At 65.9% G+C, this 16,755-nt stretch carries 19 protein-coding genes; 11 read left to right on the forward strand and 8 right to left on the reverse strand.

The window, feature by feature from the left end; all coding sequences use genetic code 11:
• Positions 1–45 precede the first annotated feature (45 nt).
• On the forward strand, positions 46–753 hold the full coding sequence (locus MMB92_RS08705) for an MgtC/SapB family protein (protein ID WP_006483946.1): 708 nt from the start codon (positions 46–48) through the stop codon (positions 751–753).
• Between the two features lie 58 nt (positions 754–811).
• Here the strand turns inward: MMB92_RS08705 and MMB92_RS08710 are convergent, their stop codons facing one another.
• The gene (locus tag MMB92_RS08710; RefSeq protein WP_006496918.1) at positions 812–1,531 is read right to left on the reverse strand and encodes an autoinducer binding domain-containing protein; all 720 of its coding nucleotides are present in this window, start codon (positions 1,529–1,531) and stop codon (positions 812–814) included.
• A gap of 73 nt (positions 1,532–1,604) precedes the next feature.
• On the opposite strand from MMB92_RS08710, the gene MMB92_RS08715 reads away from it, so the two are divergent.
• The 3 genes from MMB92_RS08715 (at position 1,605) to MMB92_RS08725 (ending at position 3,684) form a co-directional block, all read left to right on the forward strand.
• A complete protein-coding gene (locus MMB92_RS08715; protein WP_012493405.1) occupies positions 1,605–2,048 on the forward strand; it encodes a DUF4902 domain-containing protein in 444 nt (147 codons plus the stop codon).
• 210 nt (positions 2,049–2,258) lie between these two features.
• Positions 2,259–2,867 carry an acyl-homoserine-lactone synthase gene (locus MMB92_RS08720; RefSeq protein WP_006483943.1) on the forward strand — a complete coding sequence of 203 codons (609 nt, stop codon included), beginning with the start codon at positions 2,259–2,261 and terminating at the stop codon, positions 2,865–2,867.
• A gap of 52 nt (positions 2,868–2,919) precedes the next feature.
• Positions 2,920–3,684, forward strand: coding sequence for a hypothetical protein (locus tag MMB92_RS08725; RefSeq protein WP_006483939.1), 765 nt, complete (start codon positions 2,920–2,922; stop codon positions 3,682–3,684).
• A gap of 204 nt (positions 3,685–3,888) precedes the next feature.
• On the opposite strand, the gene MMB92_RS08730 is transcribed toward MMB92_RS08725, so the two are convergent.
• Positions 3,889–4,179, reverse strand: coding sequence for a hypothetical protein (locus MMB92_RS08730; protein ID WP_080322521.1), 291 nt, complete (start codon positions 4,177–4,179; stop codon positions 3,889–3,891).
• A 300-nt stretch (positions 4,180–4,479) separates the two neighbouring features.
• Between MMB92_RS08730 and MMB92_RS08735 the strand changes: the two genes are divergently transcribed.
• Entirely contained in the window at positions 4,480–4,866 is a 387-nt protein-coding gene (locus MMB92_RS08735) for a VOC family protein (protein WP_006483933.1), read from the forward strand.
• 281 nt (positions 4,867–5,147) lie between these two features.
• Here the strand turns inward: MMB92_RS08735 and ribA are convergent, their stop codons facing one another.
• A complete protein-coding gene (gene ribA / locus MMB92_RS08740) occupies positions 5,148–5,798 on the reverse strand; it encodes a GTP cyclohydrolase II (RefSeq protein WP_006480964.1) in 651 nt (216 codons plus the stop codon).
• 177 nt (positions 5,799–5,975) lie between these two features.
• Here ribA and MMB92_RS08745 point away from each other — a divergent pair, with 177 nt between their 5' ends.
• Complete coding sequence (locus MMB92_RS08745; RefSeq protein WP_006486040.1) at positions 5,976–6,437, forward strand: CBS domain-containing protein; 462 nt, start codon at positions 5,976–5,978, stop codon at positions 6,435–6,437.
• A 158-nt stretch (positions 6,438–6,595) separates the two neighbouring features.
• On the opposite strand, the gene MMB92_RS08750 is transcribed toward MMB92_RS08745, so the two are convergent.
• Positions 6,596–6,925, reverse strand: coding sequence for a DUF4148 domain-containing protein (locus tag MMB92_RS08750; RefSeq protein WP_006486030.1), 330 nt, complete (start codon positions 6,923–6,925; stop codon positions 6,596–6,598).
• Positions 6,926–7,437: 512 nt separating this feature from the next.
• Here MMB92_RS08750 and MMB92_RS08755 point away from each other — a divergent pair.
• Positions 7,438–7,836, forward strand: coding sequence for a GreA/GreB family elongation factor (locus tag MMB92_RS08755; RefSeq protein ID WP_006486027.1), 399 nt, complete (start codon positions 7,438–7,440; stop codon positions 7,834–7,836).
• A 177-nt stretch (positions 7,837–8,013) separates the two neighbouring features.
• Here the strand turns inward: MMB92_RS08755 and MMB92_RS08760 are convergent, their stop codons facing one another.
• A complete protein-coding gene (locus MMB92_RS08760; RefSeq protein WP_006486033.1) occupies positions 8,014–9,093 on the reverse strand; it encodes a porin in 1,080 nt (359 codons plus the stop codon).
• A 587-nt stretch (positions 9,094–9,680) separates the two neighbouring features.
• On the opposite strand from MMB92_RS08760, the gene MMB92_RS08765 reads away from it, so the two are divergent.
• Complete coding sequence (locus tag MMB92_RS08765) at positions 9,681–10,052, forward strand: YXWGXW repeat-containing protein (RefSeq protein WP_020979551.1); 372 nt, start codon at positions 9,681–9,683, stop codon at positions 10,050–10,052.
• Positions 10,053–10,302: 250 nt separating this feature from the next.
• Here MMB92_RS08765 and MMB92_RS08770 read toward each other — a convergent pair whose 3' ends face one another.
• On the reverse strand, positions 10,303–10,689 hold the full coding sequence (locus MMB92_RS08770) for a helix-turn-helix domain-containing protein (RefSeq protein WP_006486039.1): 387 nt from the start codon (positions 10,687–10,689) through the stop codon (positions 10,303–10,305).
• Positions 10,690–11,015: 326 nt separating this feature from the next.
• On the opposite strand from MMB92_RS08770, the gene MMB92_RS08775 reads away from it, so the two are divergent.
• The 3 genes from MMB92_RS08775 to MMB92_RS08785 all read left to right on the forward strand — a co-directional run bounded on the left by MMB92_RS08775 (position 11,016) and on the right by MMB92_RS08785 (position 14,589).
• A complete protein-coding gene (locus tag MMB92_RS08775; protein ID WP_006496909.1) occupies positions 11,016–11,495 on the forward strand; it encodes a nuclear transport factor 2 family protein in 480 nt (159 codons plus the stop codon).
• 236 nt (positions 11,496–11,731) lie between these two features.
• The gene (locus tag MMB92_RS08780) at positions 11,732–12,547 is read left to right on the forward strand and encodes a helix-turn-helix transcriptional regulator (protein ID WP_277562659.1); all 816 of its coding nucleotides are present in this window, start codon (positions 11,732–11,734) and stop codon (positions 12,545–12,547) included.
• A gap of 416 nt (positions 12,548–12,963) precedes the next feature.
• Positions 12,964–14,589, forward strand: coding sequence for an amidohydrolase (locus MMB92_RS08785; RefSeq protein WP_277562660.1), 1,626 nt, complete (start codon positions 12,964–12,966; stop codon positions 14,587–14,589).
• Between the two features lie 18 nt (positions 14,590–14,607).
• Here MMB92_RS08785 and MMB92_RS08790 read toward each other — a convergent pair whose 3' ends face one another.
• Positions 14,608–15,219 carry a cysteine hydrolase family protein gene (locus MMB92_RS08790; RefSeq protein ID WP_062910392.1) on the reverse strand — a complete coding sequence of 204 codons (612 nt, stop codon included), beginning with the start codon at positions 15,217–15,219 and terminating at the stop codon, positions 14,608–14,610.
• A 177-nt stretch (positions 15,220–15,396) separates the two neighbouring features.
• Positions 15,397–16,647, reverse strand: a complete 1,251-nt coding sequence (locus MMB92_RS08795; RefSeq protein ID WP_277562661.1) for an MFS transporter — start codon at positions 16,645–16,647, stop codon at positions 15,397–15,399.
• Positions 16,648–16,755 lie beyond the last annotated feature (108 nt).

A 16,755-nucleotide genomic window follows, 5' to 3' on the forward strand; every position in this document is an offset into this window, starting at 1 on the left:
GCGGCGACGCGCGCCGGCATGCGCTTCTTGCACGGCAGGACAACCATGACTTTCGATTTCGCACTCCGTCTTTTCACCGCGTTCGCCTGCGGCGTCGCCATCGGCCTCGAGCGCCAGATGCGCCAGCGCACGGCCGGCCTGCGCACCATCACGCTCGTCGCGAGCGGCGCATGCCTGTTCGTCACGCTCGGCGTGCTGACCGGCAACGGCGTCGCGGGCGTCACGCAGATCGCCGCGTACGTCGTGTCGGGCGTCGGCTTTCTCGGCGGCGGCGTGATCATGCGCGACAAGGGTTCGATCCAGGGCATCAACACGGCCGCGACGCTGTGGTGCTCGGCCGCCGTCGGCGTGCTGGCCGGCTCCGGTCACTACGTGCCCGCGCTCGCCGGCACGGGTGTCGTGCTGCTCACCAATACCGTGCTGCGCGGCGTCAGCCAGGCCATCAACGCGACGCCCGTCTCGAACGCCGACCTCGTGCGCGAATACCAGATCACCGTGATTTGCCTCGCCGCCGACGAAGTGCACATCCGCACGCTGCTGTCGAACGCGATGTATGCGAAGCCGCTGTCGTTCCAGAGCCTCACGAGCGAGGACGTGCCCGACCAGCCGGACCGGCTGAAGGTGACCGCGACGCTGAAGCTGCATCCGAAGGATCAGCAGAAGCTCGAGCAGATCGCGAGCCGGATGAGCATGGAGAAAAGCATTTCCAGCGTGAGCTGGACCGCGAAGGAAGCGGAGCCGATGATGGAGTGAGCCGCGTGGCGGCCGCCGCATCCGGCGCCGCCGTCGCGTCGCGTCGCGTCGCGCTGCGTCAGGGTGCTTCGATGAGCCCGGCCGAGATCGCCTTGACGACCGCCTGGACCTTGTTGGTCGCGCCGAGCTTCTCGAGGATGTTGTTCACGTGGAAGTTGACCGTCCGCTCCGAGATGCTGAGGATCTGGCCGATTTCGCACGCGGTCTTGCCCTCGGCCGTCCAGCACAGCACCTCGCGCTCGCGCGCGGTCAGCGTGACGCCCGCCGCCGGCGACAGCTTCGGCACCATGAAGCGGCTCATCAGCGAATGCGACAGGTTTGCGAGCCAGTTGGTCTGCAGCGTCAGCATGTTGATCTCGGCCGGCGTCAGCCGGTCGGCATGGCGGGCGATGCTCAGCAGCCCGAACGCGCCGCGCGCCGCCCAGCTCGACTGCGCGACGCCCACCGACAATCCGAAATCGCGCGCGTCCTGCCACAGCGGGCACGGATCGATCCGGTCGACGTCCGGCCACACGATCATGTTGGTGCTGAGCGCGCCGTCACGAACCGTCGAATCGATCTCGATGTAGTTCTGCGCCTGGTAGTGCGCCATCCAGCCGTCCGGATAGGTATCGAAGATGGCGACGGCCGGCTTCGAAACGGGCAGCGGTACGCGAATGCCGTAACAGCAGTATTCGAATCCGAGCCGCTTGGAATAGGCGGCGATCCGCTGGAAGAGCTGCTGCTCGTCCTCCGCGGCGCTGAATTGTTGGTAGGCATCCTGCCAGCGCAGTTCCATTCTTTCTCCGACAACGTCACGCTGTCATACTTGTCAGGTTTCAGTACCCGTTCGAGGCTGATACATTCCGCGCATGACTTCACCCTTGCTGCACCCTGTCCCCGGCCCGTCCCCGGACGGCTACGTACGCCTGTCAGAAGGCGCACTGGCCGCACTCGTGCTCGACCATGTCGCGAGCGGCCTCGATCCGTCGCTGCTGGCCGAACTGCGCGACAACGCGATCGACGCCCGCCTCGCCGGCTATACCGAATGGCATCGCACGGCCGGTGCCGGCGTCGCCTACGTGACGGTCGGCTGGGACTGGTACCTCGAACGCGCGACGGGCACGTTCGTGATCGCGGGCGGCGACGTTCGCAGCAACGTGATGGCCATCGACGCCAAGGGCGCCGACATCGGCATGTTGCGCACGGCCGCCGCGCTCGCCGCACGACTCGCCGCCCTCGACTGGCCCGCCGCGGTCGCGTCGGCCCTGCTCGGGCACAACGACGCCTATCATGCCGGTCCGACGCTCCAGTGACAACCGGCCGCGCATTCCTCTGACGATTTTGCAAGACTGGCGCTCTTTATAAGCAAAAGCGGCGCGGTTTTCAATCCCGTTGATCAAGAAACCGTTACCACGTCCCGAATGGCGTCTTTACGCCGTCACCCTGTAAGAGTTACCAGTTACAGGCTCCTCGTGCCGCGCGCTGTAATGCACGCATACAAAAGCACAGATCCGAGGACATCCATGCAGACCTTCGTTCACGAGGAAGGGCGGTTGCCACACGAACTCGCGGCGGATCTCGGGCGCTATCGGCGCCGCGTGTTCGTCGAGCAGCTCGGTTGGGCGCTCCCGTCGGCGAACGAAAGTTTCGAGCGTGACCAGTTCGATCGCGACGATACCGTCTACGTGTTCGCGCGAAACGCCGACGGCGACATGTGCGGATGTGCGCGCCTGCTGCCGACGACGCGCCCGTATCTGCTGAAGTCGCTGTTCGCCGACCTGGTCGCCGAGGACATGCCGCTGCCGCAATCGGCCGCCGTCTGGGAATTGTCGCGATTCGCGGCGACCGACGACGAAGGCGGCCCGGGCAACGCCGAATGGGCCGTGCGGCCGATGCTCGCGGCCGTCGTCGAATGCGCGGCGCAGCTCGGGGCGCGGCAGTTGATCGGCGTGACGTTCGCGAGCATGGAGCGGCTGTTCCGCCGGATCGGCATACACGCGCACCGCGCAGGCCCGCCGAAGCAGGTAGATGGGCGTCTGGTGGTCGCGTGCTGGATCGACATCGATCCGCAAACGTTTGCTGCACTAGGAATCGAGCCGGGGCAGGCCGCCCGGCAAGCTATCGCCGCCTGAGCCGGAACGCGCGTTTCCGTCCGGGGCGGCATCGTAACGAAGGAGAACCAACGTGGACCAGTCTCAGGTCTTTCGCGCGATGATGCCCGGGTTGACGAGCGCCAGCGGCGCCCGCGTCACGGTCGCCTATCCGTCGTTTCCCAGGCCGTTGCCGCTCGTGCGGCTCGACCGCCGCGGGCTCGTGTTTCGTGCCGCCGGCGCCGCACCGCTCGTGTGCGGGCTGCCGCGCCCGGCAACCCTGCTGGTCGCGGACGAGCCGCTGTGCTCGCTGCGCCTCGTGATCCGCGACATCGCCGCGACCGGCGACGGCCGCCACGACTTGACGATGCAGCCGTCCGGCGCCGCCGGCGACGAATTGCTGTGGCACGCGTTGCGCGATCGCGAGCCGTACCGGCGAATTCGGCACCCGCTCGCGCCGGTCGATCTGCCCGTTCCCATCGACGGCGAACCGCATGCGGCGGCCGGCGAAACCGCGGCGCGCCCGTCGCGCAGCGCGGCTTTCCGCCTGCCCTGCCACAGCGACGCGCTGTTCTTCGCGGACTGGCTCGAATATCACTTCGATGAACTGCGCGCGTTGTCGCAACAGCACGGGCCGCAACTGCAGCTCAATCAGCTCGAACGACAGGTTGACGATGACGAGGTCGGCGTGCGTTTCGTCTACGACATCGACGGGCATGCGACGCGACACGCATTGACCGACTGCGCGCGCGAGGCATGTGCATGGATCGAGACGGAGATGCGCAGCAAATACGCGCTGCCCGTCGCGCAAGAGCGGTTCGGCGCGTTTGCCGCGCATGCGCGGGCCGGCGGCATGTGAATGCGGCCGTGCCGCGGGCCGCCACCAGGCGGGTTGCGCGGCGGCAAGTTGTGCAGATACAACGAGCGCTTGCAAACGTCCGGGTTTTCCCTTAAATTTACGTCTGTCTCCTCCATGTCTCCAAACATGGATTCAGCCCGCTCCAGCAGCGGGCTTTTTTATTGCCTAAATGGTTTACGGGGCCACATCACCCTCCCCGTCTGGCTAGCCTGCTGGACGCATACCCGTCGGTCGCAGCCAGTAGTGGTGTATCGCAAATATCAGCGCGACCGCGACGACAAGCGCCAGCAGCAGGTACAACCAGCCCTTTCTGGTCGTCGGCAGGTCCGTCAGGGCACCGACTTCGCCCGTCAGCGCCGCCAACGCGACCATCGCCAGGCCGGCCAGCACCAACGTCCCCTTTGCCACCCATCCGAACGCGGCCTCCAGCCCGGCTGCCCATCGCGACTGGCGGTAAGGTCCGGCAACCGGCCGGCGCAGATCGGGCTTACCCATTCGTCAGTTCCCTACCGGCATGCGCGTGCCCGCACGTCGTGCGGCAAGCGCCGCCGATCGCATGAATGCGAAGGTCTTGTTGATGGGTAGCCGCTGCGATGCGGAGTGCGCACACTCGATCGAAATGCGTCATGTTTTCTTTCGCGAGACGAGGCTCAGCACAATTCGATTCGTTTGGCCGGGCCGAATCGATATCGTTCGATACAGCCAGTATCGCCCGAAACACGATCCGCTCGCCTCGCCCAATCGCGATCGACCGGCTTATCATTGACCGGCCAGCCACTTCCCGTCGAGGTCATCTTGCACGCCCATCTGCGCATTGCCCGCCCGGTCAACAACCTCGCCCGCACCGAACGCATGTATCGCGACGGCCTCGATCTGTCGGTACTGGCGCGCTTCGACGATCACGACGGCTTTTCCGGCGTAATGCTCGGCCGCGAAGGCCTCGACTATCACTTCGAGTTCACACACTGCCCCGACCATCCGATCGCGCCGTCGCCGACGCCCGAGGATTTGATCGTGTTCTACCTGCCCGATCGGCCGAAATGGGAAGCCGCCTGCGAGCGCGCGACCGCACACGGCTTCATGCCCGTGACGTCGTTCAATCCGTACTGGGAAATTTCCGGCCAGACCTTCGAGGATGCAGACGGTTACCGGATCGTGTTGCAGAACGGTACGTGGCGCTGATGGGCTGACGTGCGTGAGCCGTTACACGGCGGGGTGGCTGCCGCCGGTGGTAGCACATCCGCACTCGCCGGTCGCCAACGATGCAGCGTCAGACGTTCGATATCGATTCGATGGCGTGATCGTTACGGGAGTACGGAAGGACGACTGTGGACTCAATGCAGATGACGCCACAAGCGCGGCACTGGAACGCATGAGGGGAAGGAAGTCGCGATCGTCGCTTGTACCAGCGACGATCGGAAGAATTGCTGACGAGAAACGAGCGCTAGCGCCGCCCGCTCAGGTTACTCGTTTTCCTCGAAGTAGTGCCCGAACTTCGTCTGCTTCGTGCGGATATATCGCTCGTTTTCCTCGCGCACGGGCACCGCAAGCGCCACGCGCTCGCAGACGGGAATGCCATGCTTCACGAGCGTGTCGAATTTCTTCGGATTGTTGCTCATCAGCCGCACCGACGTCACCCCAAGGATGCGCAGGATCGCAGCGGCCGAGTCGTACTCGCGGGCGTCGTCGGGCAGGCCGAGATCGAGGTTCGCCTCGACGGTGTCGCGCCCCTGCTCCTGCAACGCGTACGCGCGGATCTTGTTGCTCAGGCCGATGCCGCGGCCTTCATGGCCGCGCAGATACAGCAGCACGCCGCGGTCTTCGGCCGCGATGTAACGCAATGCGAGATCGAGTTGCTCGCCGCAGTCGCAGCGGTACGAGCCGAACACGTCACCGGTCAGGCATTCGGAATGCAGCCGGGTCAGCACGGACTGCTCGCCCGTCACGTCGCCCATCACGAGCGCGAGATGTTCGGCATCGCTGCCCGATACGCGAAACGCGTATGACGTGAACGTACCGTAGCGCGTAGGCAGCGACGCCGTGGCGACGAGCGTCACGCACTCGTCGGCCTGGCCATTGCCCGGCGTGGGCGATTGGGGACGCGAAGACATCATGAATTCAATCGAAACGTTCAGGAATGTAGGAGTTGTGTGGATGGTGCGTGACGGGAGTTTACCGCTAATCTGGAAACGTCACGCGACTGCCGCCGCCCGCCCGGCTATACTGGGCTCACCGGGTGACGCGCATCACGCCCCGCCTGCCCTGCATCGACCTGCACACGGAGAAAGCGAATGAGCACGACTGTCGCGCAAATTCTCAAGGCCAAGCCGGATTCGGGCCGCACCATCTACACCGTCACGAAGAGCGACTTCGTCTACGACGCCATCAAGCTGATGGCCGAAAAGGGCATTGGCGCGCTGCTGGTCGTCGACGGCGACGACATCGCGGGCATCGTCACCGAGCGCGACTACGCGCGCAAGGTCGTCCTGCAGGACCGCTCGTCGAAAGCCACCCGCGTCGAGGAAATCATGACGGCAAAGGTGCGCTACGTCGAACCGTCACAATCCACCGACGAGTGCATGGCGCTGATGACCGAGCACCGGATGCGCCACCTGCCCGTGCTCGACGGCGGCAAGCTGGTCGGTCTCATCTCGATCGGCGACCTCGTGAAGAGCGTGATCGCCGATCAGCAGTTCACGATCAGCCAGCTCGAACACTATATCCACGGCACGCCCACCGTCACGTCCGCCTGATCCGGCCCAGCAAAAAAGGCCCAAACGCGTCAGCGTCTGGGCGGAAAGCCGCCGGCATGCGGCGACGGAGGTTCTGCTCCTGCGGGCGAACGACGCGCGCAACGGGCGCGCGTCTCGTCAATTCAGCGGTGCGCTCGGGCAGGACCGGGGACGTTCAATCAGTTACCGAAGTAGACCGAGTTCACCGGATTCGGCGCTTCCCGCGTCACGCGACGGCCGGCTTGCGCGGCCCCCGTGGCCACGGCACCGTAACCGCTCGTGTCGGCTTGCGCGAGCATCGGCTGGTTCGGCTGGATACGCTGCTCGGCGGCCTGAATGTTGCTCGGATATTGCGAATCGCTCGCCAGCGGCTTGTAGCCGTTCTGCTCGAGTTGCACGAGTTCGGCCTTGACCTGAGCGCGGGTCAACCCCTGCTCGGACTGCGCGAACGATGCAATCGGAGCGGCAAGGACGGATGCGGCGATGGCTGCGTAGATGATCGACTTCATGATTTACCTCCGGAATATGTTCTCTTTTGACGTCGCCTCGGCAGGACTGTCTGAAGCGATTGAATTCAGTGTAGTGCGCGCCATTCCAAGGGGAAACCCTTAGTTTGAATATACAGCGTTGCATTTTTGGAAAAAATCGCACACTGTTTCCAGACACGGTCGTTGCAACTTGCTTCATCTACACAACAATCGCTGACGAAAGGCCAACAGCCGGATCACCTGTCCGGAAGGTTGTGTTGTAGAATCGTAAGGTTCTATTCGCCAGTCGATATTCCATCCACCATGTACGCGCTCACGCCCATTTCGGTTTCGCCGTCCGGCCCGGCCGGCGTGCGCGCGCGTGCCGGCCAGCCGGCACACCCCCTCGCTCGACGCACGGCCCAGGCGCCGCTCGCCCCTGCCCGGCGCCTGATCTGACCGCTCGGTCTCCACCCGGAGCCAGGTTAGACAGGCTCCGGGCGATCCTCATAGGCACGCCACGCCTGCCCCTGCCGATCATTTGGAGAACTGCCATGAAACAACGCCTTTACCAGCTGACCGAACTCGACGTCGCTCGCCTCGAAAAGCACGCCGAGCACAATCCGCGCTTCCAGACGATGCTCGACACGCTGCTCGAACGCGCCGACATCGTTCAGCCCGACGCCATCAAGGCAAACGTCGTCACGATGAACTCGCAGATCACGCTGCTCGACGAAGCGACCCAGGAACAGGCCACCTGGACGATCGTTTATCCGGACGCCGCCAACCTCGAACTCGGCCGCCTGAACGTCTTCTCGCCCGTCGGCATGGCGCTGCTGGGCACGCAACGCGGCCAGATGGTCAAGGTGATGCAGCCGAGCGGCGCCGAAAAGCTGATGAAGGTCGCCGCGATCGTGTTCCAGCCGGAAGCCAACGGCGAATACACGCGCTGAGCCGCCGGTCGACCAGCGCCGCGCGATACGGGCGCAAAACGGAAAAAGCGAGGCACCGGCCTCGCTTTTTTGCATCCGGACGATCCGGATTGCCGCCATCGCGTTCAACAGACGAAAAAAAGGCGCCCGAAGGCGCCTTTTTTGATGCTGCGAAGCGGGTTACCCCGCCCGTCACGCTTAGAAGCGGTGACGCAGACCAACCGTTGCTGCGGTTTGGTTGATCGACGAGCTCGGAGCCGTCGACAGGTCGCCGTTGTAGATCGACGCGCCGCCAGCGTTCTTCGAAGCACGTTGGTACACAGCTTGTGCGTAGACGTCCGTGCGCTTCGACAGTGCGTAGTCAGCTTGCAGACCGAACTGGTTCCAGTGTGCGCTCGAACCATCAACCTTCGCGTTCGTGTACGTGTAAGCAGCACCCAGGCCGAGAGCCGGCGTCAGGTTGTACTTTGCGTTGACTTCGTAGTTGTCAGCGCGCAGCGACGGAACGCCTGCAGCGCGGTTGTCGATACGCGATTGCGTCCATGCAGCACCGACTTGTGCCGGGCCGAATGCGTAGCCAGCAGCAGCACCGTACGTACGGACACGGCCTTGTGCAGCGATGTTCGTCGCGCCGTTGGCGTTGGTACCGTCACCCAGGTTTGCTTGCGAGTATGCTGCACCCAGCTTCAGGCCTTGGAACTGGTACGACAGGCCGCCGCTGTATGCACGGTTGTTGCCGAAGTTCTGGTTGTTCGAGAACGAGTACGTGCCGCCGAATTGCAGGCCAGCGTAGTTAGCGCTCGTGTACTTGATCGAGTTGTTCAGCGCGACATCACCGTTCGTGCTCAGGCGGTCGTTGTTCAGCGGGTGAGCGAAGTACGTGCCGCCCCACGAACCCGTTGCCGTCAGCGGCGCCAGGTAGTCTTGCGTTGCGTCGTATTGCTTACCCAGCGTGACCGTGCCGTACTGGCTCGACAGGCCGACGAATGCTTGACGGTTGAACATGCCACCGTTGTTGCCCAGACGGCCGTTACCGATGTTGAAGCCGCTTTCCAACGTGAAGATTGCCTTCAGGCCGCCACCGAGGTCTTCCGAACCACGCAGGCCGAAACGGCTCTGGTCGATACCCGAGCCCATCGACCACAGCGACTTGCTGGCGACGTTGCTTTGGTAGGTGATGCCTGCGTCCAGCACGCCGTACAGCGTGACGCTGCTTTGCGCGTGAGCGACGGTAGCGAACGATGCTGCAGCTGCTGCAACGATCAGAGTCTTGTTCATTCGTGGAGCTCCCTTCTAAAAAGAGGCAGGTCTCGCGACCTTGTTCATAAACGGTCTGCAACCGCCCGGGAGCGCCATCGGTCCTGCTGGCGGCGCCCGGATAGTTGCCCGTTTGGGAACCGTGAGTTTAGGGGTGTACCCTAGGGGAGCGATCCGCAAATAAAGAAATAAGCTTTTCCAGAACTAGAAATAATGAAAGTGGGGCCGCGTCATAAGTATTTGTTTTAACGTCTATTTTTGACTTCTTGACGACGGCTTTTTGGAGGCTTTCATCGCATCATTCTTTCATGTCATCGTCTTGACGGTTGCATAGAAACAACAAGCGGATTCGGTTCGGCACCCCGAAAACGGTAATTTTTACCCAATTCAATCTCAAATATTGGCCACCCCGCATCTAAAACGTCCGCGTCGCCCCCTAAACAGGGAGCGGCGCCTGCGCCACGGCGAGATCCGTCAGCCATCGGAAAGCAAAACAGGCGGCTCGCCCCCGCCGTGACACGCGGTAACAGCCTTAACCGCCCGCGTAACCCGGCGCGTGGGCCGGCAGGCTAATGTAAGGCGGCCTCGAATACCGAACAGGAACCGCCATGAATCGACGCTCGTTGCTGCGCGCCATCGGATTGACTGCCGCCTTCGTCGGCACCGGCTGGCTGCGCGCCGCCTCGGCCCAGCCCGCCCCGCCCGTGTATCGCCCCTCCGGTCCGAACCGCGTACCGGGCGGGCCGCCCTATGCGGATCGGCCGAGCTTCGCACCGCCGGCGGCACGCCACGATCGTCGCCCGCCGCCGCCGCGGCCGCACGGCTATATATGGACGGACGGCTACTGGCGCTGGCAGCGCGGTCGCTATATATGGGTGTCCGGTCGCTGGGTCGCACGGCGCCCCGGGCGCCGCTGGGTGCCCGGCTACTGGCGCCGCCAAGGGCCGGTCTGGGTCTACGTCGACGGTTCGTGGCGGTAAGCAGCGGCTCGATACCGGCCGATGAAGCGCCCGGGCCGGACGGCGCGCGAGAACCGCCGCCGTTCGCGCCACGGAATCAGTCGCCACGGCAAGGGTGCCAAATCAACCTATCGTCGGGCTATCCATTCCGACGCCATCCTTCGGACAACGAAGTCACGCGATGGCGATGCGAATGCATCCGCACATGCTTCAACCCGTCGAGCTCGTCCGCCGCGCACCGCCGGTCAACGAACCGATGCACGCAGCGCACTCAACGCCCGCCGCCTTCCTGCTCGCGCGCCCGACGGCGCGCCGCGCAGATCGCGCGATGATGTTCGTCGGCCCACCGGATCATCGCCTGCATCGGCGTCAGGAACGAACGCCCGAGGTCGGTCAACGCATATTCGACACGCGGCGGCACTTCGGCGAACAGCGTGCGGCTGACGAAACCGTCGTGTTCGAGCCGCTTCAGCGTGCGCGACAGCATCTGGTTCGACACATCGCCGATCGTACGGCCGAGTTCGTTGAAGCGCATCGTTCCGCCCGCCAGCGCCTCGAGTACGAGCAGGCTCCACTGGTCGCCGATGCGGTCGAGCACATCGCGGATCGGGCATGGCTGATCGAGTTCGACGGATTCGTCGGCGGACGGAAGCGGCATGACGGCATTCTCTTTCAAGGGCGATGCGCGGTCACCGCGGCGTGACCTGTTCACACCGCGGTGACTTCTTGTGACGGGTTCGCGGCAACTGTACCATTCGATCGGCCCGACAGCCGCCCGGATTCGCCAGTTCAACGAAGCATGACGATGCCCCGCGGCGTCGCAATACCGGCAGCGGCAACGTGGCCTCGTCGGCGCGCCGTTGATGCCGATACGGCGTGCATGTCGCGCCCCGCGTGCACCGACCGCCGATCGTCGCGCGCCGCGCAAAGCCGCCGTCTCGCTCGCGCATCCCTCCACGAACCGTCAGACAAGGAAAACGCTACATGTCATCGTTCCGCTCCCCCGCTCGCGCCGTTGCCGCATTCGTTCTGCTGGCCGCATCATCGGCGGCCGCGCTGGCTGCCGGCCCGGCCACGCGCGACCTGGCCGCGGAGGAAGCCAACCGCCAGTTGGTGCTGACGTTCTACGACCGCTTCTTCAACCGGCACGAAGCAGTCGAAGCCGCCGCCGTCGTCGCGGACGACTACAAACAGCACAACCCGCACGTGCCGGACGGCAAGCAGCCGTTCGTGTCGTACTTCGTCGGCGCGTTCCAGAAGAACCCGGCTTCGCGCGCGCGCATCGTCCGCAGCGCGGCCGACGGCGATCTCGTCTACCTGCACGTGCATGCGACCGAGCGGCCCGGCGATCGCGGCGAAGCGGTGGTCGACATCTTCCGCGTGAAGGACGGCAAGATCGTCGAACACTGGGACGTGATCCAGCCGGTACCCGAAACGTCCGCGAACCGGAACACGATGTTCTGATTGTCCTGATGCACGAGGCCGGCGCGCGGCACGCCGCGACCGGCACCGCATCGCGCTCACCGGAGCGTCGGCCGGCCGCCGGGCAAGCGCGGATGCCCCGCGGCGGCGAACTCCCCTACAATCGTGCTTCGCCGCCGCGCCGGCCTCCGTCTCGCATGATCGCAATGCCGGCCACCGCGCCGCCGCACGCGACGCACGGCCTGCACGCGCGGCCGTTCGCGAAGACGGTGTCAACGATGAGCCCCGCCCATATTTCCCTGAGCAACGCCGGCGACCTGGTCGCCAGCCTCGGCAGTCCGCAGTTTCCCGCCCGGCTCTGGGCGTGGCTGCGCGAAACCGTCGACCCGCAGTCCCATTACAGCGTCGCGACGCGTTACCGTCGCGACGCGCCGTCGCACTCGGTCGACAGCGTCGACGTGCTGTTCTTCGCCGGCGGCGACGATCCGGACGGCACGCGCCACGCGCTCGATCTGTATATACAGGGCGACTGGCGCTCCGACACGCTGCTTCCGCACATCGAGCGCGCGACCGATTCGCAGCTCGTGTTCTCGTGCAACGAGGAAATCGACACGGCGACCGAGTACGGCCGCCAGTTCGCGCTCGGCGAGCTCGGCGAAGACTGCACGCTGCTCGGCAGCGAACGCGACTACGTCTATGCGTTCTCGCTGTTCCGCCGACGCGGCCAGCCGTCCTATACGCTGGCCGAACTGGCACTGCTGCGTCAGCTCGGCGATTTCGTGCTGCCGCTGCTGATCCAGCATGCGCGGCTCGCCCGCCTGACACCGCGCTCGGACGACGGCGCGCTGCTGCAGCGCTTCGAACAGCGCCTGGCGCGCAGCGGCGCGACGCTGTCGCAGCGCGAACGGCTCGTGTGCCGCGCGGTGCTGCAGGGCCAGCCTGTTCCGCGGATCGCCGACACGCTCGCGCTCAAGCCGAGCAGCGTACGCACCTATCTCGGCCGTGCGCTCGCGAAACTCGGCGTCGCGAACCGGGCCGGGCTCTTCGCGTGGTGCGTCGAGGAAGAAGCAACGCCGGAAGACCGCGGCAACTAGCCGCCACCGCTACGTCGTGACTTCTACCGTCCGTCCTCCTTTGTCGCGCGTTGTCCTCAAAACGATGACAGACAGCCGCCGCTCCCGCTCCTAGTATCTGTCTCCACCGACGACAGGAACGCGTCGGATGCCACGGAGACACGCAATGCCGAATACCGGAGGGACGCCGGCCCGCGCGGCCGCGTGCACGTCGATCGCCGCTGTACCGATACGCGCTCGTCGACGAACCCGGCATGACGCTCCGGTAGCCGTGGTCGGCCTTCATCCCCGCGCAGCCCCACCTTTGCCGCGCGGCGCCGGGACATAACGCCCCGCATCCCATTCCAACCCGACCGGGTTCATGCGACCGGACGAGCCACACGGCCCGCCCGTCGGACGCGTGCGCCCGTCGACACGCCCCCATCCGGAGGAGACACATGCAACACGCCGATACCGTCTATCTGAACGGCCTGCTTTACACGGGCGACGCGCAGCGCCGCTTCGCGCAGGCCCTTGCGACGAAGGACGGCAAGATCGTCGCGGTCGGCCGCGACGACGACATCCGCCTGCTGGCCGGCCCCGCGACGCGCACGGCCGACCTCGCCGGCCGCCTGATGCTGCCCGGCTTCATCGACGGTCACGTCCATCCGCTCGAAGGCCATCAGATCCTCGGCGACTTCGACCTGTCCGGCATCAACGATCCGGACACGATCGTGCAACGCATCCGCGCATGCGCCGATGCGACGCCGAACGAGCCGTGGGTCTATCTCGGCGGCGCGAACCTCGCCGCGTTCGGCGCGTATCCGACCCGCGAACGGCTCGACCGGGTCGTGCCCGACCGGCCGCTGCTCGTGGTCGGCTTCGACGTGCACAGCGGCTGCCTCAACACGAAAGGGCTCGAAGCGGCCGGCATCCGCACCGATACGCCCGATCCGTCCGGCGGCGTGATCGAGCGCGATGCGTCGGGCGCGCCGACCGGCGTCGTGCATGAAGCGGCGTTCTACCGCGTCTGCCCGATCATTCCGCAACTGAGCCCGGCCGGCTACCCGAAGTCGCTCGCGAAAGCCCATGCGATGGCGCACGGCTACGGCATCACCGGCTGGTTCGACGCACGCGTCGAGGAGGCGGAACTCAAGGCTTACGCCGACGCGCAGCGCGCCGGCACGCTGAAGGCCTACATGAGCGCGGGCCTCTATGCGAACCCGCGCCGCGATCCGCGCGAGCAGGTCGAACGCTTCGTCGCGTGGCGCCGTGAGTACGAGCGCGACAACCTGCGCCTGCATACGGTGAAGATCTTCGTCGACGGCGTGCCCGAATCGAAAACCGCCGCGCTGCTCGAGCCGTACGCCGGCACCGACGACTGCGGCCTCGCGCTGTGGAGTCAGGACGCGCTGAACGAAATCTGCCTGCTCGCCGATACGGCCGGCTTCGACCTGCACTTCCACACGCTCGCCGACCGCGCGGTGCGCATGACGCTCGACGCGCTCGAAACCGTCCAGCGCCGCAACGGGATGCGCGACCGGCGCGCGCAGCTCGCGCACCTGCAACTCGTCGATCCGGCCGACATGAGCCGCTTCAACCGGCTCGGCGCGATCGCGAGCGTGCAGACGCTGTGGACCGCCGCCCGCGAGGAGCAGCAACAGCTCTACCGCGACCTGCTCGGCGCCGAGCGCACTGCGCGCAACTATCCGTTCCGCAGCCTGCGCAACGCGGGGGCGATGCTCGCGGCCGGTTCGGACTGGTCGGTCAGCACAATGGACCCGATGCAGATCATCCAGACGGGCGTCACGCACCGGCTGATCGACCAGCCAGACAGCCCGCCGTGGAATCCGCACGAACGGCTCGACCTGCTCACGATGCTCGAGGCCTACACGGTCAACACCGCGTATGCGCTGCGCTTCGACGACTGCACGGGCTCGCTCGAAGCGGGCAAGGACGCGAGCTTCGCGATCCTCGACCGCAATCCGTTCGCGCACCCGGTCGAGACGTTCGCGCAGACCCGCGTAATCGAAACGTGCTTCCGCGGCGAAGTCGTGTACGCCGCGCCGGGCTGGGCCGGCTGACGCGCGAACCGGCCGCCGTCACGCGACGCCGAGCCCCAGCACCTGGTCGGTCGTCAGCACGTCGCCGAACGTGTCCGACAGCGCGGCCAGCGTCGCACGATGGAGCTCGCGGTGCGGCACCGTGCCGCCGTCCGCGACGTCGAGGTCGCGCGTCGCACAGGCATCGTCGACGACGATCACCGCATAGCCCAGCGGCACCGCATCGCGTGCCGCGCCGGCCACGCACGCATGCGTCATCAGGCCGGTGACGATCAGCGTGTCGATGCCGGCCGCCTTGAGCCGCGCATCGAGATCGGTCGTCGGGAAGACGCTCACCGACGTTTTCTTCACGACGGCGTGATGCGGCGCCGGTTGCAGGTCCGCATGAAAACGGAAGCCGTCGCTGCCGTCGGCGAAGATCGGGCTGTCGGCCCTATCGACGTGCTGGACGTGGAACACCGGAATGCCCGCGCGATCGGCGAACGCGATCACGCGCTGCGTATTGCCCAGCGCGCGCGGCCCGTCCGGAATCGGCAGGCGGCCGCTGAAGTATTCGTTCTGGAAATCGATCACCAGCAGCGCGGTGCGGGCGGCGGCGATCGACGTCGGCGCGCTCGCGCCGGCCAGGGTACGGATGGTCGGATGTTGCATGACATGCTCTCTCGGTGGGTACATTGACGAAACGGCGCGCCGGCCCGGCCGGCGCCGCCGCACGCGGCCCGGAACCTCTCCGGCCGCGACGCGCCAGTGTCGGGCCGCGCGGCGCGATGCGACAGCGGCGCGCGGGACAACCTCCGACAGGATCGGGCCAACGTACGTGTGAGCAACTTACGAGAGCGCGGCCGTTCGCGCGCCCGGCCGCGTGCGGCCGTACGCGACCATCATCGCGAAGCTGAGCAGGAAACCCGCGCCGCCGATCAGCAGCAGTCCGATTTCGCCGAATACGGGCAGCAGGTTCGTCAGCGCACCCGTCACGACCCACGCGACCGCCATCACCGAGCCCGCGACGCCGAGCGCCCAGCCCTGCCGATCGTCGCTGACGGCATCGGAAAACGCCGTATACATCGTCGTGTACGCAACCATGTCGAAGCAGCCGAAGACCATCGCGAGCGCCCACAGCACCGGTTCGTGCGGAAACAGCGCGGACAGGATCTGGCCAAGGCCGGCCACGAGCAGGCCCGTCTTCGCGATATCGACCACGCGCCACACGCGCAACATCAACCGCACGACACACAGCAGCCCGAACACGAAACAGATGCCGATCACGCCGCTGAACAGCCCGAGCCGCGCGCTCGTATAGCCGAATTTCGCCTGCAACAGCAGCATGATGGTCTGCAGGTAGAGTCCGTAGCCGACCTGCATCAGGAAGAACACCACCGACAGGAACGCGACGTTGCGCTGTCGCGCGGCCTCCCAGATGATCCGCAGCGGCAGCAATGGATCGATGCGCGTATCGCCGCGCGGCGCGGCGGAATCGCGATACGACGCCCAGGTCCAGCCCGCGCAGATCAGCGACAGCGCGGCGACCAGCACGAACGGCGTGCCGTAGTCGAACAGCGGCGAGATCGTCCGGTCGGACGTGACGCCGCCGAGCACCGGGCCGACGATCACGCCCGCGCTGAACGCGAGCGACATGATGCTCATGTTGTACGCCTTCGTGTCGGGTGTGCTGAGATCGGTGATGGCCGCCTGCGCGATGCCCTGGCAGCCGGCCATCAGGCCCGTGAGCCCACGGCCGGCCAGCAGCAGCGCGATGCTGGCCCGCCACGCGCCGCCCGCCATCAGCGCGTAGCCGGCCGCGAGGCCGAGCACGCACAGCAGCAGGATCCGGCGGCGGCCGTAGCGATCGGACAGCTCGCCCATCAGCGACGAGCCGAAGAACATGCACAGCGGGTAGATCCCGTAGCCGAGGCCGAGATAGAAATTGCGCGCATGCGCGCCGGCGTCGGCCGGCAGGATGCCCGCGTGCGGATCGCTGAAGATCGCGGACATCATCGGATAGACGAGCCCGAACCCCATCGCGTCGAGCGCGATGGCGAGCAGGCAGGGGCCGAGCAGGGTGTAGTCGAGCCGGGACATGGCGACCTTCCGGACAGAGTGGACGATCGCCCAAGCGTAATGACGCGGCGGCCGCCGCGGTAGATGGCCGGCCGCGATGCTCATCATCGGCTCGCCCGATACCACGCC

The sequence above is a fragment of the Burkholderia sp. IO2 genome (assembly GCF_029522185.1).
In the GTDB taxonomy this organism is placed as follows: domain Bacteria; phylum Pseudomonadota; class Gammaproteobacteria; order Burkholderiales; family Burkholderiaceae; genus Burkholderia; species Burkholderia cenocepacia.

Coding starts and splice junctions, on each gene's coding strand:
- MMB92_RS08705 (WP_006483946.1), top strand. CDS start 46: ATGACTTTCGATTTCGCACTCCGTCTTTTCACCGCGTTCGCCTGCGGC.
- MMB92_RS08795 (WP_277562661.1), bottom strand. CDS start 16,647: ATGTCCCGGCTCGACTACACCCTGCTCGGCCCCTGCCTGCTCGCCATC.
- MMB92_RS08780 (WP_277562659.1), top strand. CDS start 11,732: ATGAGCCCCGCCCATATTTCCCTGAGCAACGCCGGCGACCTGGTCGCC.
- MMB92_RS08720 (WP_006483943.1), top strand. CDS start 2,259: ATGCAGACCTTCGTTCACGAGGAAGGGCGGTTGCCACACGAACTCGCG.
- MMB92_RS08770 (WP_006486039.1), bottom strand. CDS start 10,689: ATGCCGCTTCCGTCCGCCGACGAATCCGTCGAACTCGATCAGCCATGC.
- MMB92_RS08710 (WP_006496918.1), bottom strand. CDS start 1,531: ATGGAACTGCGCTGGCAGGATGCCTACCAACAATTCAGCGCCGCGGAG.
- MMB92_RS08755 (WP_006486027.1), top strand. CDS start 7,438: ATGAAACAACGCCTTTACCAGCTGACCGAACTCGACGTCGCTCGCCTC.
- MMB92_RS08775 (WP_006496909.1), top strand. CDS start 11,016: ATGTCATCGTTCCGCTCCCCCGCTCGCGCCGTTGCCGCATTCGTTCTG.
- MMB92_RS08750 (WP_006486030.1), bottom strand. CDS start 6,925: ATGAAGTCGATCATCTACGCAGCCATCGCCGCATCCGTCCTTGCCGCT.
- ribA (WP_006480964.1), bottom strand. CDS start 5,798: ATGATGTCTTCGCGTCCCCAATCGCCCACGCCGGGCAATGGCCAGGCC.
- MMB92_RS08765 (WP_020979551.1), top strand. CDS start 9,681: ATGAATCGACGCTCGTTGCTGCGCGCCATCGGATTGACTGCCGCCTTC.
- MMB92_RS08745 (WP_006486040.1), top strand. CDS start 5,976: ATGAGCACGACTGTCGCGCAAATTCTCAAGGCCAAGCCGGATTCGGGC.
- MMB92_RS08730 (WP_080322521.1), bottom strand. CDS start 4,179: ATGGGTAAGCCCGATCTGCGCCGGCCGGTTGCCGGACCTTACCGCCAG.
- MMB92_RS08790 (WP_062910392.1), bottom strand. CDS start 15,219: ATGCAACATCCGACCATCCGTACCCTGGCCGGCGCGAGCGCGCCGACG.
- MMB92_RS08715 (WP_012493405.1), top strand. CDS start 1,605: ATGACTTCACCCTTGCTGCACCCTGTCCCCGGCCCGTCCCCGGACGGC.
- MMB92_RS08760 (WP_006486033.1), bottom strand. CDS start 9,093: ATGAACAAGACTCTGATCGTTGCAGCAGCTGCAGCATCGTTCGCTACC.
- MMB92_RS08785 (WP_277562660.1), top strand. CDS start 12,964: ATGCAACACGCCGATACCGTCTATCTGAACGGCCTGCTTTACACGGGC.